At 30.9% G+C, this 15,675-nt stretch carries 14 protein-coding genes; all 14 read left to right on the top strand.

The annotated features are described in order from the left end of the window. The first annotated feature begins 205 nt into the window (after positions 1–205). The 14 genes from B2S02_RS11025 (at position 206) to cutC (ending at position 15,589) form a co-directional block, all read left to right on the top strand. Entirely contained in the window at positions 206–880 is a 675-nt protein-coding gene (locus B2S02_RS11025) for a SatD family protein (protein WP_346876341.1), read from the top strand. After that, a complete protein-coding gene (locus tag B2S02_RS11020; protein WP_346876342.1) occupies positions 870–1,691 on the top strand; it encodes a DUF3307 domain-containing protein in 822 nt (273 codons plus the stop codon). The genes B2S02_RS11025 and B2S02_RS11020 overlap by 11 nt, the downstream gene beginning before the upstream one ends. A gap of 667 nt (positions 1,692–2,358) precedes the next feature. Then, complete coding sequence (fliB, locus tag B2S02_RS11015) at positions 2,359–3,516, top strand: flagellin lysine-N-methylase (protein WP_346876343.1); 1,158 nt, start codon at positions 2,359–2,361, stop codon at positions 3,514–3,516. A gap of 101 nt (positions 3,517–3,617) precedes the next feature. Next, positions 3,618–4,382 carry a molecular chaperone DnaJ gene (locus B2S02_RS11010; RefSeq protein WP_346876344.1) on the top strand — a complete coding sequence of 255 codons (765 nt, stop codon included), beginning with the start codon at positions 3,618–3,620 and terminating at the stop codon, positions 4,380–4,382. A gap of 277 nt (positions 4,383–4,659) precedes the next feature. Further along, positions 4,660–5,802 carry a 1-propanol dehydrogenase PduQ gene (locus B2S02_RS11005; RefSeq protein ID WP_346848802.1) on the top strand — a complete coding sequence of 381 codons (1,143 nt, stop codon included), beginning with the start codon at positions 4,660–4,662 and terminating at the stop codon, positions 5,800–5,802. Positions 5,803–6,406: 604 nt separating this feature from the next. After that, positions 6,407–7,237 (top strand): MerR family transcriptional regulator, encoded by an 831-nt coding sequence (locus tag B2S02_RS11000; RefSeq protein ID WP_035134842.1) that lies wholly within the window; start codon positions 6,407–6,409, stop codon positions 7,235–7,237. A gap of 454 nt (positions 7,238–7,691) precedes the next feature. Beyond that, positions 7,692–8,783, top strand: coding sequence for a hypothetical protein (locus tag B2S02_RS10995; protein ID WP_150843634.1), 1,092 nt, complete (start codon positions 7,692–7,694; stop codon positions 8,781–8,783). A 4-nt stretch (positions 8,784–8,787) separates the two neighbouring features. Further along, positions 8,788–9,054, top strand: a complete 267-nt coding sequence (locus B2S02_RS10990; protein WP_346848803.1) for a hypothetical protein — start codon at positions 8,788–8,790, stop codon at positions 9,052–9,054. A gap of 120 nt (positions 9,055–9,174) precedes the next feature. Next, positions 9,175–10,287, top strand: a complete 1,113-nt coding sequence (locus tag B2S02_RS10985; protein ID WP_035134848.1) for a membrane protein — start codon at positions 9,175–9,177, stop codon at positions 10,285–10,287. Continuing rightward, positions 10,274–10,540: a hypothetical protein gene (locus B2S02_RS10980; RefSeq protein ID WP_346848804.1), complete on the top strand. Its 267-nt coding sequence runs from the start codon at positions 10,274–10,276 to the stop codon at positions 10,538–10,540. The genes B2S02_RS10985 and B2S02_RS10980 overlap by 14 nt, the downstream gene beginning before the upstream one ends. Before the next feature lie 294 nt (positions 10,541–10,834). Next, entirely contained in the window at positions 10,835–11,131 is a 297-nt protein-coding gene (locus B2S02_RS10975; protein WP_035134852.1) for a BMC domain-containing protein, read from the top strand. Positions 11,132–11,156: 25 nt separating this feature from the next. Next, entirely contained in the window at positions 11,157–11,465 is a 309-nt protein-coding gene (locus B2S02_RS10970) for a BMC domain-containing protein (protein ID WP_035134854.1), read from the top strand. A 40-nt stretch (positions 11,466–11,505) separates the two neighbouring features. Then, positions 11,506–12,999 carry an aldehyde dehydrogenase family protein gene (locus B2S02_RS10965; protein ID WP_346920706.1) on the top strand — a complete coding sequence of 498 codons (1,494 nt, stop codon included), beginning with the start codon at positions 11,506–11,508 and terminating at the stop codon, positions 12,997–12,999. 49 nt (positions 13,000–13,048) lie between these two features. Further along, positions 13,049–15,589 carry a choline trimethylamine-lyase gene (cutC, locus tag B2S02_RS10960; RefSeq protein WP_346920705.1) on the top strand — a complete coding sequence of 847 codons (2,541 nt, stop codon included), beginning with the start codon at positions 13,049–13,051 and terminating at the stop codon, positions 15,587–15,589. Positions 15,590–15,675 lie beyond the last annotated feature (86 nt).

Raw genomic sequence — 15,675 nt, 5'->3', positions numbered from 1 at the left:
AAATTGGTGGACCCAAAAAGGAAAAATGTAGAATATAATATAAGTACATCAAAAGTAATAATGCTATTATAAGTGCATCAAAGGTGATGATGCTATTATGAGTGCATCAAAAGGGATGATGCTATTGTAAATGCATCATCATTGAAAAAGTATCTAATAAATGTTAAAATTAAAGAAATATTTAAGAAATTATGAGGTAATAAGCATGTACTTTGCAATTATAGGTGATATAGTTGAGTCAAAAAAGATATTAAATAGAAATGAAGCTCAGGAAAAATTAAATCATATATTAAAAGATATAAATATTGAATATGAAAGAAACATTGCTGCAAAATTTATTATTACATTAGGAGATGAATTTCAAGGTTTATTAAGTAATCCTATTCATTTATTTGATATTATTGATAAAATTAAGTTTAAAATGTATCCTATAAAAATTAGATTTGGAGTTGGGATTGGTAATATTGATACTAATATAAATAAAGAGATGGCATTAGGGGCTGACGGTCCAGCATATCATTATGCTAGAAAAATGATAGAGGAGATTAAAATATTAAATAAAACAAACAGTAAATCACAATATAATACAGATATAGGGGTTAGTTCGATTTATAAAACTGATATAGTTAGTTTAATTAATAATAATTTATGCTTATGTTACTTTATAGAAGAGAAGTGGACAGATAAGCAAAGAGAGCTTATTGAAAAAATAATGTTTTCAAATAAAACTCAAAGGGAAATTGCTAATGAATTAAATTTAGTTCAATCAAGCGTACAAAGGAGATTAAAGAGCTCAGGATATTATAATTATATTTATGTAAAACATAGTTTGAATAGAGTTTTGATGGAAGTGTGGGGAGAATATAAATATGCAGATTAAATTTATTGTACTGTGCTTGATAGCACATGTGGTTGGGGATTATTATTTGCAAGATGATGAAATGTCAGAGCTAAAGAAGGAAAAAATAGGTGGCGTATTTAAACATTCAGTATTCTATAGCATTCCATTTATTTTAATTTTACTTTTGTTTAAGAAAAGTTATAAGATAACAGGATTAATACTATTATTATGCTTAGCTCATTTATTGATCGATGTAGTAAAATATTATTTATATAAGGGATATTTAAAAATATTTCATACTGCATGTAAAAAGAATAAAGTAAAGAAGTATATTAAATCATGGATGGTATATATATTTGATCAAGTTGTACATATAATTTTACTTATAGCCGTAATAGTTTGTTTTAGGGAGAATTTATATCATCCAATAGATACATTGTATATTGGATATAATATATTGGGTATCGATGGATTAACGGTTTTAAAATGGGCATTGATGGTGTTATGTATGCATAAGCCGGCAAATATAACTTTTAAAATAATATTTTCAGAATGTAAGCCTAAGGGAAACTTAGTTACTAGTAATAATTCGGTAGTTAACAATAGTATCAATAGCAGCGTTGCTAACAATGGTAATAATAATGGCGCAGTTATAGGTTTTTTAGAACGTATAATAATTGCTATGTTTTTATATAGTAATCAATACTCGGCTATAGGATTCATTTTAACAGCAAAGTCAATTGCTAGATATAATAAGATTTCTGAGGATGCAGAATTTGGTGAGTATTATTTAATTGGAACATTATTTAGTACTTTATTTGTTATAGTTATTTATAACTTTATTTTTTAATCGGTTAATAAGATATTTTAATATATTAACTTGAGTTATTCACTAAAATTATTTATATAAGGACAACTACTGCATAGTTTAAATGGTATATATCTACAGCCAGTAACAATCTTAGCCGCTATAGATTATTAAATTTAATTTTCTTGTTTAGTTCACATATTTTTCTATTAAACTATTCATATGAGTCTCTCCATTGTTAAGTGTTTTTCTGCAAGTTAACCATAACAAAGGAGGGACTCCTTTTCTATATTTTCATCATTTTTTAGGTGAAAAGCAAAATGTTAATAAATATAGGTATCAAGCTATGCATGGTTTTTATTTTTCTATGAATAATTCAGGTTAAAGCATATAGTTTTTGATAAAAGTATATTTTTTAAAAAAATAAGAGTGTGAGAAGAAAAGAATGATGTTAGAATAAGTAAAAGCATATTTACAATATAAAATTATGAGAATATGATAAAATAGAATTTAACATAAGGCATCTTCGAAAAATAAATAAGTCAGAATGTTCGTCTATTTTGTGTTATACTGCGTCAACAGAACCCTTAGATAGTGCTACTATCTGCGGAACCTGTTTCCTTGTCTAACTCAAAATATACTTCCCATCTTTGACTTATTATTTATTTTCAGATACCTTAAATATATAATAAAAACTTTGAGGTGAAAAATGAAAATAAGAGTACCAAAATATCTTAATAAATTCAAATGTATAGCAGACAAGTGTGAGGATACATGTTGTGCTGGTTGGGAAATTGTTATTGATAAAGAAACTTATGATTACTATGAAAATCTTAGTGGTAGCTTTGGAGAAAGACTAAGAAGTGAGATAGTCAATGATGGAGAAGACAATATATTTGTATTGAAAAAAGGAAATTGTGCCTTTCTAAATGAAAACAAATTATGTGATATATATAATGAACTTGGAGAAGATGGTCTTTGCTATACTTGCAAGAAGTATCCTAGGTATATGGAGGAGTTCGGGAACTTACGAGAAATAGGTATATCACTTTCCTGTCCAGAGGCAGCAAGGATAATACTAGGTGATTCTAATAAGGTTGAATTTGAGTTAAGTGAAAATGATGAGTTTATAACTTCCTATAACGATATTGATGCCATGCTATTTATCGACCTTATGCAGTGCAGAAGTATAATTTTTAATATACTTCAGAATCGTAGTATTGATTTAAATATAAGAGCTGCTATAATTCTTGACTTTGCAAAGGAAGTTCAGGATAAGATAGATGAGGACGATCTAACTAGTTTAAAGACCATTAAAGAAAGATATATGGATAAAAACTTTATAAACAAGACTAGTGATGATCTTAATAAAACTATTAGAGATAAAGAACAATGGTATACTGATATAGAAGAGTATTTTTATGTATTTAAAGGCTTAAAGCATATAAATAACAATGATCCCTTAGGCTTAGATAAGGTGTTATCTTATATTAAGAGTAGTGCTGAGAATAAAGATATTTATCTAGATAAATATAAGGAATTTAACAATTTTTATAAAGATAATATGTATAAGTTTGAAAATATATTAGTTTATTTTGTGTTTAGATACTTTATGAAGGCTGTCTTTGATTATGATGTGGCTGCTAAAGTGAAGACTGCCGTGGTGAGTTATTTAATGATTAAACAGTTATGTGTAGTAAGGTGGATAGAAAGTGGAGAGCTTAGTGATGAGGATATGGTAGATATAAGTCATACATATTCTAAAGACATTGAACATTTAGAGGAGAATATAGACACCTTGGCAGAGATTTTTAAAAGAAATCCTGTATTTAAAGAAGATAGAATTATAAATATACTAATAAACTAAAAATAAGGTATTAGATAATTAAGTAATATTTAGACTACTTCGATTTTGAAATATTAGATTACAAATGAAAAAATTAAACTTATAGTTGGAGAAGGAGAGATATGGAACATTATAAAATTTTAGGTGTTGATAAAAATACATCTATGGAAGAGATAACAAAGGCTTATGAAGATAGGATAAATAAATTTAAAGAAGAGATAGAAGATGAAAAAAGAGCAAAATCCTTTATAAAAGTATTTGATGAAGCTTATGAAAAAATAAAGGAAGAGAGAGAAAAAAATAAAAGTCAGCAAACTGTGATTATAGATAATCAAGTGAAAGATTTAAATAATAATTTTCATAAAAATGATAGTAATAGCTATGAAAGTTTTAATGAATATGAACAAGAATTTACAGTTAGTAAAGAAAAGGAGAGATCATCTTCAAAGAGTACATCAATAAGAAAACAAAAAAAATCTAAAAAGAAGTCTACAGAAGATAGAGACAATATTAAATCTGAAAAACAAAGTAAAAGGGATAGTAGTAGAAAAGCAGGAAGTAATAAAAAGAGTAGTGAATCTTCCCTTACTCAATTGTCACTTAAGATATTGCTCATGCCTGTGGTAGTTATATTATCCATAATAATATTTCTATGTAAAATATTAAATATAATATCTTGGATTGCATCTAAGATTATAATAATAGCAGCTATAGCTATATCTGCTATCCATGGATATCAAATTTATATTGGACATGCTATTAAATATAAGATATTTGTATTATGTGCTGTGGGCTTTGTAGTTTCTTTATTTTTACCAAGTATCCTAAAAATTCTTGTATCTACGTTAAGTAAAGTAAATAACAAATTAAAAAAGTTTGTTTTTTAATGTTAAGTGGTAGAAATATAATTGTTAGTATTTTATATTTTTATAATTAAAAAATATAATTTTTATTATATTTTTAAGAAGTTAACTTGAAAAACTTTACTTTACTGAAACTGACCGAACCTTCTGTTGCAATAGTATTTTATTATTGATATAATGAATCAAGTAAAGTTTATTATAAACTTTTTTGATTGTTATAATTGTGGGTTAATTTTATTTTAAAGTAAAGAAAACTAATTCATTCATATCTTGAATATTTTTAAAATAGGAGAGATTGTATATGAAAGAATTTAGTATTAACACAAAGGTCTATTTTGGACAAGGCTCTTTAGAAAAACTAAATGAAATCAAGAATAAAAGAGTGCTAATTGTATGTGATAAATTCATGGAAACATCAGGTATGGCTGAGAAAGTAAAGCAAAAGCTTGTTGATTGTCAAGTAGCTGTATTTAGTGATATTGTACCTGATCCATCTGTAGAAGTTATTGCTGAAGGCATTCAGAAATTACAAAATTGTGATGCTCAGGTTATGATAGCTCTTGGTGGAGGTTCATCAATTGATGGAGCTAAAGCTATGAGAGAATATGCAAAAAAAATTACTGGTGGAGCTTCTTCTATAGAAGAATTCTATGCTATACCTACTACAAGTGGTACAGGGTCTGAAGTAACTGAATATGCAGTAATAACTAATAAACAAGAAGGGTTAAAGTATGCTCTTGCAGATAAATCTCTTCTTCCAACAGTTGCAATTCTTGATCCGGAACTAGTAAAATCTGTACCTAAGGCTATAACTGCTGATACAGGAATGGATGTTATTACACATGCTTTAGAGGCTTATGTTTCAAAGAATGCTACTGATTTTTCAGATGCTCTTGCAGAGAAAGCACTTACTTTAGCTTTTAGATTTTTACCACTAGCTTATGCTGATGGAAATGATGTAGTGGCAAGAGAAAAGCTGCACAATGCATCATGTCTTGCTGGAATGGCTTTTAATGCTGCTGGCTTAGGAATTACTCATAGTTTAGCTCATGCTGTAGGTGGGAAATTACATATTTCTCATGGAAGAAGTAATGCAATGATACTTCCTTATGTAATAGAATATAATGCCAATTTAAATAAGGGTGCTTTCAATGTAGAATATGACATAGCATCTAAAAAGTATCAAAGAGTTGCCAAATTATTGAAGTTGCATGCACCAAATGTAAATATTGGTGTTAATAATTTAATTAAAAGTATTGTAGAACTTCAAAAGACTTTGATGATTCCAACAACATTAAAAGAACAAGGTGCTGATATGGAACTAGCTGAAGCATCAAAAGAAGAAATCATTAAAGCAGCTCTTAATGACATATGTACAACAGCAAATCCTAAAGAAGTAACAGGAGAAGATTTATCAAAAATTTTAGAAAAAGTTTTTGGATAAAATTTTGTATTTTATACCACTCATTAATGGGTGGTTTTTTTATTGGTTCTGCTAAACTCCTTAAATTTAGGATGGAATGTTATACATTTAGCTTGATGTAATAAATTTCCTCTTTACAGTTTGACTATAATATGTAATATTGTTTATACGAATAATATATTTTTTCTTTAATTTCACATGGTAAAATATTCATTTTAAGGTTAAATATTATTCTTCAATTATTTTTGAATATTATCAAACTCTGTTTATTCAAAATCACATAATTAAGTATTTATAATTCTCATCATAATCATAATAATATCCATTTATTTATACAAAAAGTTTGATATAACAATTAGCTAAAATTTCATTAGGATTTTTATTATATATAAGTTTATGATAAACATTTTGAAAATTGCAAAGAGTTCGTGGCTCTTAGAATAAATTTAAAATGTTTATAAATATTAAAAAGGTGAAGTTATTTTTTAATGCTTATAAGGACTCCTCCTTATATTCTTTACATTTAGTGGGGGAAATTCTTTTTAATAAAGTTTTAAAATCTTTGGAATAAAATGATTTAGATTTTAAAAACGGCTAAAAATATTATAAAAGAGGTGAACTTAGTATGGGAGAAGAATTATATTCCATAGGAAAAGTGGAAGAGATATGTAAAATAACAAAAAAAGCACTGAGATATTATGATAAAATGGGTATATTATCACCTGATAAAGTAGCTGATGAAAGTGGCTATAGATATTACAGCAAGAAAAACTTACTATCTGTACCAGTAATAAAATATTATAAGCAAAGTGGATTTAAGCTAGAAGAAATGAGAGCTTTTTTACAAGGAACAACTTATGATTTTTTTGATAAAAGTTTTAGAACAAAAATTGATGAATTAAGAGAACTTGAAAAGGAAATAAATTTAAAGATAAGATCTGTAAGAGATTGGCATGCACTTATAGTTGAGGCACAGATGGTAATTGAAAATAATGTTTGTGATGTCTCTATAAAATATATTGATGAGCGCAATTTAATATTCTTAAATCAAAATTTTAATTATGATTATATGGAGTGTATAATTAACATAGAGTTTAACAATTATATTGATAGTATAAATAATGCAATAACAGGTCCTGTAATTATATGTTTTCCATCTTTTGAGGATAAGATTAATGGGAAATGTAGTAAGATGAAAATAATGCAAGAGACTATTTTAAAGTGTAAGGACGAAGAAAGTATTGAATTTGGTGGATGGTTAGCAGCTTCTTGCTATCATATAGGTACTCATGAAACAATTAATGAAACATATAAAAAAATAAAAGAATGGGCTAAGGAACATGATTACATATGTTCTGAAGAATCTTATGAAAGATATGTAACAGATTATTGGACAACTAAAAACACTGACAAGTTTGTAACGGAAATTTTGATTAAAATTAGAAGAAAGAGATAGATTCATTAAACTGAAAATACTGAAAACGTTGACCGTAGGGTAAGGGATAAAATGTCGATAAAACTCGGTTTGTAAAAAAATACAAATATATCTTTTGAAAAAAATACATATATTTCTTTTATAAAATAAAATTTCTACTCCATGATATTGACGGAAACTAGTATTTAGCACTTAAAACAACTGGCACAACTAACTTATAATTATTTATTAAGTTAGTTGTGTTAATTTTTTTTGAATTTTGATGACAAATACATGTTGACTTTACCCCATAGGGAAAGGCATATAATTTAATTGTTAATAAAATAACCACAAGATATCAAATGAAAAGTTATTCAATAGTTTTAAAATGAAATATCCCAAATTATAACAATCACAAAACGTACTCATTGTAAATTTTTATTTAGTAATATAAATTTAAAAGTTATTATCAAACTAAGTGGAGGGGATTTATTTTATGAAGGAAGTTTCGAAAACGGTAAGTTTAGAAGCCATTACTGCAAAAAACAAATTATCATCTGATTTCCTTAAAAAAGGTATTTCAATTGCTCTTTTTTCAGGTCTTATGTATGGATTTTATTCAGCATTTTTAACCTTGGGAATGACTAAAGGAGTATGGGGTGACTGGTATGGTGCTAATACAGCAGGTTTATCAGCAGTAGTTATTACATATGTGCTTGGTGCCCTTGGTAGTGCCGTAAACGATACATGTAGTGCTGTTTGGGCAGTGATTTATGCAACTGTTAAAGGTAAACTTGGAGATTTCTTCAGATGTCTTAAAACCAAACCAGGTGCTGTAATGATATTGGCAGCTCTTATCGGAGGACCAATTTCAAGTACAGCTTTTGTTGTGGCTTTACAAATGGCGGGTTCAATTGTTATTCCAATTACAGCTCTTTGTCCAGCTATCGGTGCTATTTTAGGAAGAATATTATTCAAACAAAAACTAGACAAACGTATGATGCTTGGTATTGCCATCTGTGTTGTATCTAGCTTTATGATTGGAAGTACTAGTATTGGTGGAGATGCTCCAGCTGGAATGTTCCTTGGAATTTGTATTGCATTTATTGCAGCTCTTGGATGGGGATTTGAAGGTTGCGTAGCTGGATATGGTACATCTATGATTGACTCAGAGATTGGTATTACAATTCGTCAAGCTACATCTGGGCTTTCAAACTTAATAATATTAGTACCTTTATTTGGAATGATATTTGGAGATGGGATTAAATTTTCAACTAATTTAGTTAGTCAAGCATTTACAAGTGGTCCTGCAATGATATGGTTTGCACTAAGTGGTCTTTGTGCTTTTGTTTCATACATGAGTTGGTATAACGGTAATAGTATGTGTGGTGCTGCTCTTGGTATGGCTTGTAATGGTACATATTCCTTCTGGGGTCCATTCTGCTGTTGGATAATTCTTGGAGTGATAGGCGGTATGGACGGATGGGCATTACCTCCAATCGTATGGATCTCTGCGGTATTAATGATGTTCGGTATCCTTGTAATAGCTATGAATCCAATGGATTTGTTTAAAAAGAAGGAGGTATAAGATAATGAAGCCGCTTAATTATGCAATATTAAAATATTTTACAAAAATTAATGAAGCTTGCGCTGATGATGTTATAAATGCTCTAAAAGTAGAGTATGGCAACTTTAAAGCTTTGAAAAAGAAAGCTGTAATTACGGCGTTAATGACAGCGGAGGCAAATGGTCTCATTGAAGAAACAAGATTTGAATTAGATAAAAATGGTGAGTTGAGAGTTTATTATAGAGCCCACGAAGATGGTGCTGCTACAATCAACAAATATATAAAAGACTAAAAAAATTTTTTGAATTAATTAATTAAAAGGCTCATTGCTATAATTTATGTTTCATAGGGATGAGCCATAATTATTTATTAATATACAAAAGATATGGTTAATTGAAAGGAGTTTTATTTTATGAAGGAAGTTTCAAAAGCAGTAAGCCCACAAGCTATGGCTGCAAAGAAGAAATTATCAAGTGATTTCTTCAAAAAGGGTATATCTCTAGCTTTATTTTCAGGACTTACCTATGGGTTATATACAGCATTTCTGACTATGGGTATGACAAAAGGAGTATGGGGTGACTGGTATGGCATTAATTCAGCAGGTTTATCAGCATTTGTTATAGCATACTTACTTGCTGCACTTGGTAATGCAATAAATGATACATGTAGTGCAGTTTGGGCGATTTCATTTGCATTAGTAAAAGGTAAATTTAAAGACTTTGTAAGATGCATTAACACTACTCCGGGACGAATTATGATATTAGCAGCTCTTATTGGAGGACCTATAGCTGGTACTGCTTATGTTATAGCTCTTCAAATGGCTGGACCAATAGTTGTTCCAATATCAGCTCTTTGCCCTGCTATTGCTGCTATATTAGGTAAAATTTTATATAAGCAGGAATTAAATAAACGTATGGCATTAGGTATTGCAGTATGTGTATTTGCTAGTTTCTTAATTGGTAGTACAGGCTTTAGTGGTGGAGCTTCAGCAAGTACTTTAATTGGTATTTTAATAGCTATTATTGCAGCTCTTGCATGGGGATTTGAAGGTTGTGTAGCTGGATATGGTACATCAATGATCGATCCTGAAATTGGTATTTGTATTCGTCAAGTTACATCAGGTATAGCAAATTTATTCATCTTAGTTCCTGTTTTTGGAATTATGGCTGGTGGAATGAACATTTCTGTTGACCTTGCTATACAAGCATTTACAAGTGGTCCTGCAATGATTTGGTTTGCATTAAGTGGTCTTTTATCATTTATCACATTTATGACATGGTATGCTGGAAACAGTATGTGTGGAGCAGGGCTTGGAACTGCATGTAACGGTACATATTCATTCTTTGGACCATTATTCTGCTTATTGTTATTAGGAGTATATGGTGGAATGGATGGATGGTCATTACCTTCAGTTGCTTGGATTGGAGCTGTAATAATGATGTTTGGTATCCTTACAATATCTATGAATCCACTTGATTTATTAAGAGGAAAAAAAGAGGGGGATAAAATAGATGAAGCCGCTTAATTATGCAATATTAAAATATTTCACTAAAGTAGAAGAAGCTTGCGCAGATGACGTTATAGAAGCGTTAAAGGGACAATATGGAAATTTTAAAGCTTTAAAAAAGAACGCTGTAATTACTGCGTTAATGACAGCAGAAGCAAATGGTCTTATTGAGGAAACAAGATTTGAATTAGATAAAAACAACCAATTAAAGGTTTATTATCATGCCCATGAAGATGGTGCAGCAACAATTAACAAATACATAAGAGATTAATTTTTAACATTACCCATAGGGTAATGCTTATAAGGAAAAATCTCTTATGAATTTAGTAAAATAGTTATTCTTATTAAACATTAAGAAAAGACTTTACTCTTAACAGCATAATTTCTTGTAAAAATATTTAAGAATTTTAATGCAAGAAATATATTGACTTTCCCCCAAAGGGTAAGGGATATAATCAATATATAAGAACAAACAAAAGATGCATGCAAACATAAATATAATATATAGAAGTTATGTAGTTAAGCTAAAGTATATTGAGCTAAAAATAGGAAGGAGGAATTAGTAATGAGATATTATGGAGATGAGGCTTTAGGCCTTGTAGAAACAATAGGATTGGTTCCTGCACTTGAGGCTGCAGACAAAATGCTTAAGGCAGCTAATGTTGAATTGATTTCATATGAAAATGTTGGTTCAACACTTGTAACTATTATGGTAAAAGGTGATGTTGGTGCAGTAAGATCTGCTGTAGAAGCAGGTGCTGAAGCAGCGGCAGCAATTGGTAAATTAACAGCACACAATGTTATGCCACGTCCTATTAAAGAAGTTGGAGATATCGTTTCAGTACACGATATCGACGCATAAAGCATAGAAAGGAAATGATTTACATATGTCAAGATATGAAGCTTTAGGATTAATCGAAACTTTTGGTCTGGTTTTTGCTTTAGAAGCAGCAGACGCTATGTGCAAAGCAGCAGATGTAGAACTAATAGGATATGAAAACGTTGCGTCAGGTTATATATCTGTTTTAGTTCGTGGTGATGTTGGTGCTTGCAAAACAGCAGTAGATGCTGGTGTTGCAGCAGTTGAAGGAATGGAAGGTGGAAGCCTTTATAGTTCAATAGTTATTCCAAGACCACACCAAGATCTAGAAAAAATAATAAAACGTTATGCAATTACAAATCTTGTAACAGAATAATAAATAGAAAAATTTTTTATAAGAAAAAGGAGAGAGAAAAATGAATATTATTGATAATGATTTACTCTCCATGCAGGAAGCGAGAATTCTTGTTGAAAATGCTCGTGAGGCACAAAGAAAACTAGCAGCTTTCCCACAAGAAAAACTTGATGAGATAGTTGAACGTATGACCGAAGAGATTGAAAAACATTTAAAAGAACTTGCAAAAATGTCTAATGAGGAAACTGAATGTGGAAAGTGGGAAGATAAACATATTAAAAATCACTTTGTGTGTAAGTATCTGAAAAGTAGACTTAAGGGTATGAATTGTGTAGGTGTCATTAGTGAAGATAAAATGAACAAGACAAAGGATATAGGAGTACCAATGGGTGTTATTATAGCCTTTTCTCCATCAATGAGTCCTGTTTCTACAACAATATATAAAGCCTTAATTGCAATTAAGTCAGGAAATGCAATTATATTTTCACCTCATCCAGGAGCTAAAAATACAATTTCTAAAACAATTGATATTTTAATTAGAGCTGGAGAAGGGGTAGGGCTTCCAGAAGGTGCACTTGCATATTTGCATACAGTGACTTCAAGTGGTTCATTAGAACTTATGAATCATAAAGATACTTCACTAATAATGAATACAGGGGTTCCACAAATGCTTGATGCAGCTTATAAGTCCGGCAAACCAGTAATTTATGGTGGCAATGGAAATGGTCCAGCATTTATAGAACGTACTGCTGATATTGAGCAAGCTGCTAAAGATATTATTGATAGTAAGAGCTTCGATTATGGAGTTGTATCTGCTGCTGAGCAATCAATTGTTGTGGATAGCTGTATAGTAGCTGAAGTAAAACAAGAACTTATTAAAAATGGTGGATACTTTATGACAGAAGAAGAAGCTGAAAAATTGGCATCAATCTTATATTACAAAGATGGAAGTTCTGACATGGATATGATCGGGAGATCGCCACAATTTTTAGCTAAAAAGGCTGGCTTCAGTGTTCCTGAAAATATAAGAGTTCTTATTTCTCAGCAAAAATTTGTATCTCAAAAAAATCCTTATTCAAGAGAAAAGCTTTGTCCTGTTTTAGCTTTTTATATAGAAGATGACTGGATGCATGCTTGTGAAAAGTGTATAGAATTATTACTTAGTGAGAGACATGGACATACACTTATTATACATTCAAAGGATGAAGAGGTTATTCGTCAATTTGCATTAAAAAAACCTGTTGGAAGAGTACTTGTTAACACTCCAGGAACTTTTGGAAGTATGGGAGCAACCACAAACTTGTTTCCATCAATGACTCTAGGCAGTGGATCTGCAGGGCATGGAATGACTTCAGATAATGTATCACCTATGAACCTAATATATGTACGTAAAGTTGGATATGGGGTTCGTAAGGCAGATGAAATTGTTGGCATGATGGACAATAAAGAGGATTCCAACTATGAAGTTTTAAAAGATAAATTAAACGCAAATGAAATTGATAGTGTTAAGCTATTAGAGAGTATTTTGAAAAAAGTTTTAAATGACTTAAAATAATAGGTCATACAAAATGTATGAAATATATTAAAGAATGTGAGGGAATAAATTGGATATTCGTGAATTTTCAAATAAGTTTATGGAAGCAACTCAAAACATGTCTGATGAAGAACGTGCTAGTTTAATGAAGATGTTTTCTAGTGTTTCCAAAGAAATAACAAAGGATGAATCAACTACTAGCTGTGTTGTGTGTGACAATAATGGTCAAATTCCAGATGGAATAACAGAGCGTTTAGTTAAGTTAAAGGAAAAATACTTAACTCATGTACCAACAATCACTACTCACAAAGCAAGAGTTATTACTCAAATAGCAAAAGAAAACCCTGGTATACCTAAGGCAATTTTACGTGGTAAGTCTTTCAAGCGTTGCTGTGAAACTGCACCATTAGTAATTCAAGATAATGAACTTATCGTTGGTGCACCAAATGGACAACCACGTGCTGGATCTTTCTCTCCTGATATATCTTGGAGATGGATGAGAGACGAACTTGATACAATAGGAACTCGTGCTCAAGACCCATTCTACTTATCAGAAGAAGATAAGAAGATCATGCGTGAAGAATTATTCCCATTCTGGGAAGGTAAATCAATTGATGAATACTGTGAGAGTCAATACAGAGAAGCTGGAGTATGGGAACTTTCTGGAGAATCTTTCGTATCAGATTGTTCATACCACGCATTAAATGGAGGAGGAGACTCTAACCCAGGATACGACGTTATCTTAATGAAAAAAGGTATGCTTGACATAGTAAAGGAATGTAATGAGAAATTAGCTGACCTTAGCTATGAAAGACCAGAAGATATGGAAAAAATATACTTCTACAAATCTCTAATCGATACTGCAGAGGGTGTTATGATATACGCTAAACGTATGTCAGATTATGCTGCAGAATTAGCTGCAAAAGAAACTAATCCTACTCGTAAAGCTGAGTTATTAAAAATTTCAGAAGTAAATGCTAGAGTTCCAGCTCATAAGCCAAGCACTTACTGGGAAGCAATTCAATCAGTTTGGACTATAGAATCATTACTTGTAGTTGAAGAAAACCAAACAGGTATGTCTATAGGACGTGTTGACCAATATATGTACCCATTCTACAAAGCGGATATTGAAGCTGGTCGTATGACTGATTTTGAAGCATTTGAGTTATCTGGTTGTATGCTTATAAAAATGTCTGAGATGATGTGGCTTACAAGTGAAGGAGCTTCTAAATTCTTCGCAGGTTACCAACCATTCGTTAACATGTGTTTAGGTGGAGTTACTAGAGAGGGAAGAGATGCTACAAACGAATTAACATACCTTCTAATGGATGCAGTTCGTCATGTTAAGATATATCAACCAACTTTAGCTTGTCGTATACACAAAGCATCACCTCAAAAGTATCTTAAAAAGATAGTTGATGTTATCCGTGCAGGTATGGGATTCCCAGCATGTCACTTTGATGACGTTCATATAAAAATGATGTTAGCTAAAGGTGTTTCTATAGAAGATGCAAGAGATTACTGCTTAATGGGATGTGTTGAGCCACAGAAGTCAGGAAGATTATATCAATGGACTTCTACAGGATATACTCAATGGCCTATATGTATAGAACTTACTCTTAACCATGGTGTACCACTATGGTATGGTAAGCAAGTATGCCCAGATATGGGAGATCTAAGCAACTTCAAAACTTACGAGCAATTTGAAGCAGCTGTTAAAGAGCAAATTAAATTCATTACTAAATGGACAAGTGTTGCTACAGTAATTTCTCAACGTGTTCACAGAGACCTTGCACCAAAACCACTTATGTCTATGATGTATGAAGGATGTATGGAAAATGGTAGAGGAGTAGAAGCAGGCGGAGCTATGTATAACTTCGGACCAGGAGTAGTATGGAGTGGTCTTGCTACTTATGCAGACTCTATGGCAGCTATAAAGAAATTAGTATTTGAAGATAAAAAATATACACTACAAGAAATGAACGAAGCTTTAAAAGCTGATTTCGTTGGATATGAACAACTTAAAAAAGATTGTTTAGAAGCACCTAAGTATGGTAACGATGATGATTATGCAGATTTAATTGCTGCGGATTTAATTAACTTTACTGAGCAAGAACATCGTAAGTATAAGACATTATATTCAGTTCTTAGCCATGGTACTTTATCAATCTCAAACAACACTCCATTTGGACAACTTACAGGAGCTACAGCAAATGGACGTAGAGCATGGATGCCTTTATCAGATGGTATAAGTCCAACTCAAGGAGCTGACTTTAAAGGACCTACTGCTATAATTAAATCTGTTTCTAAAATGTCTTGCGAGGATATGAATATAGGTATGGTTCATAACTTCAAGTTAGTAGCGGGTCTTCTTGATACACCTGAAGGTGAAAATGGAATCATTACATTACTACGTAGTGCATGTGCCCTTCAGCTTGGAGAAATGCAGTTCAACTATTTAGATAACAAAACATTACTTGAAGCACAAAAACACCCAGAGCAATACCGTGATTTAATTGTTCGTGTTGCTGGATATAGTGCATTCTTTGTTGAGTTATGCAAAGACGTTCAAGATGAAATTATCAGCAGAACTGTGCTTACACACTTTTAATTAAAAAAATTGTATAAAATCTGTAATCTGCAGCAGTGTTCTGTAGATTACAGATTATAAATAAGATATATATTAAAAATCAAGGT

The organism is Clostridium sp. UBA7339 (genome assembly GCF_002470865.1).
Taxonomy (GTDB): domain Bacteria; phylum Bacillota; class Clostridia; order Clostridiales; family Clostridiaceae; genus Clostridium_J; species Clostridium_J sulfidigenes.
The sequence above is the reverse complement of the archived record's forward strand: the minus strand, read 5'-3'. Positions and strand labels throughout refer to the sequence as shown.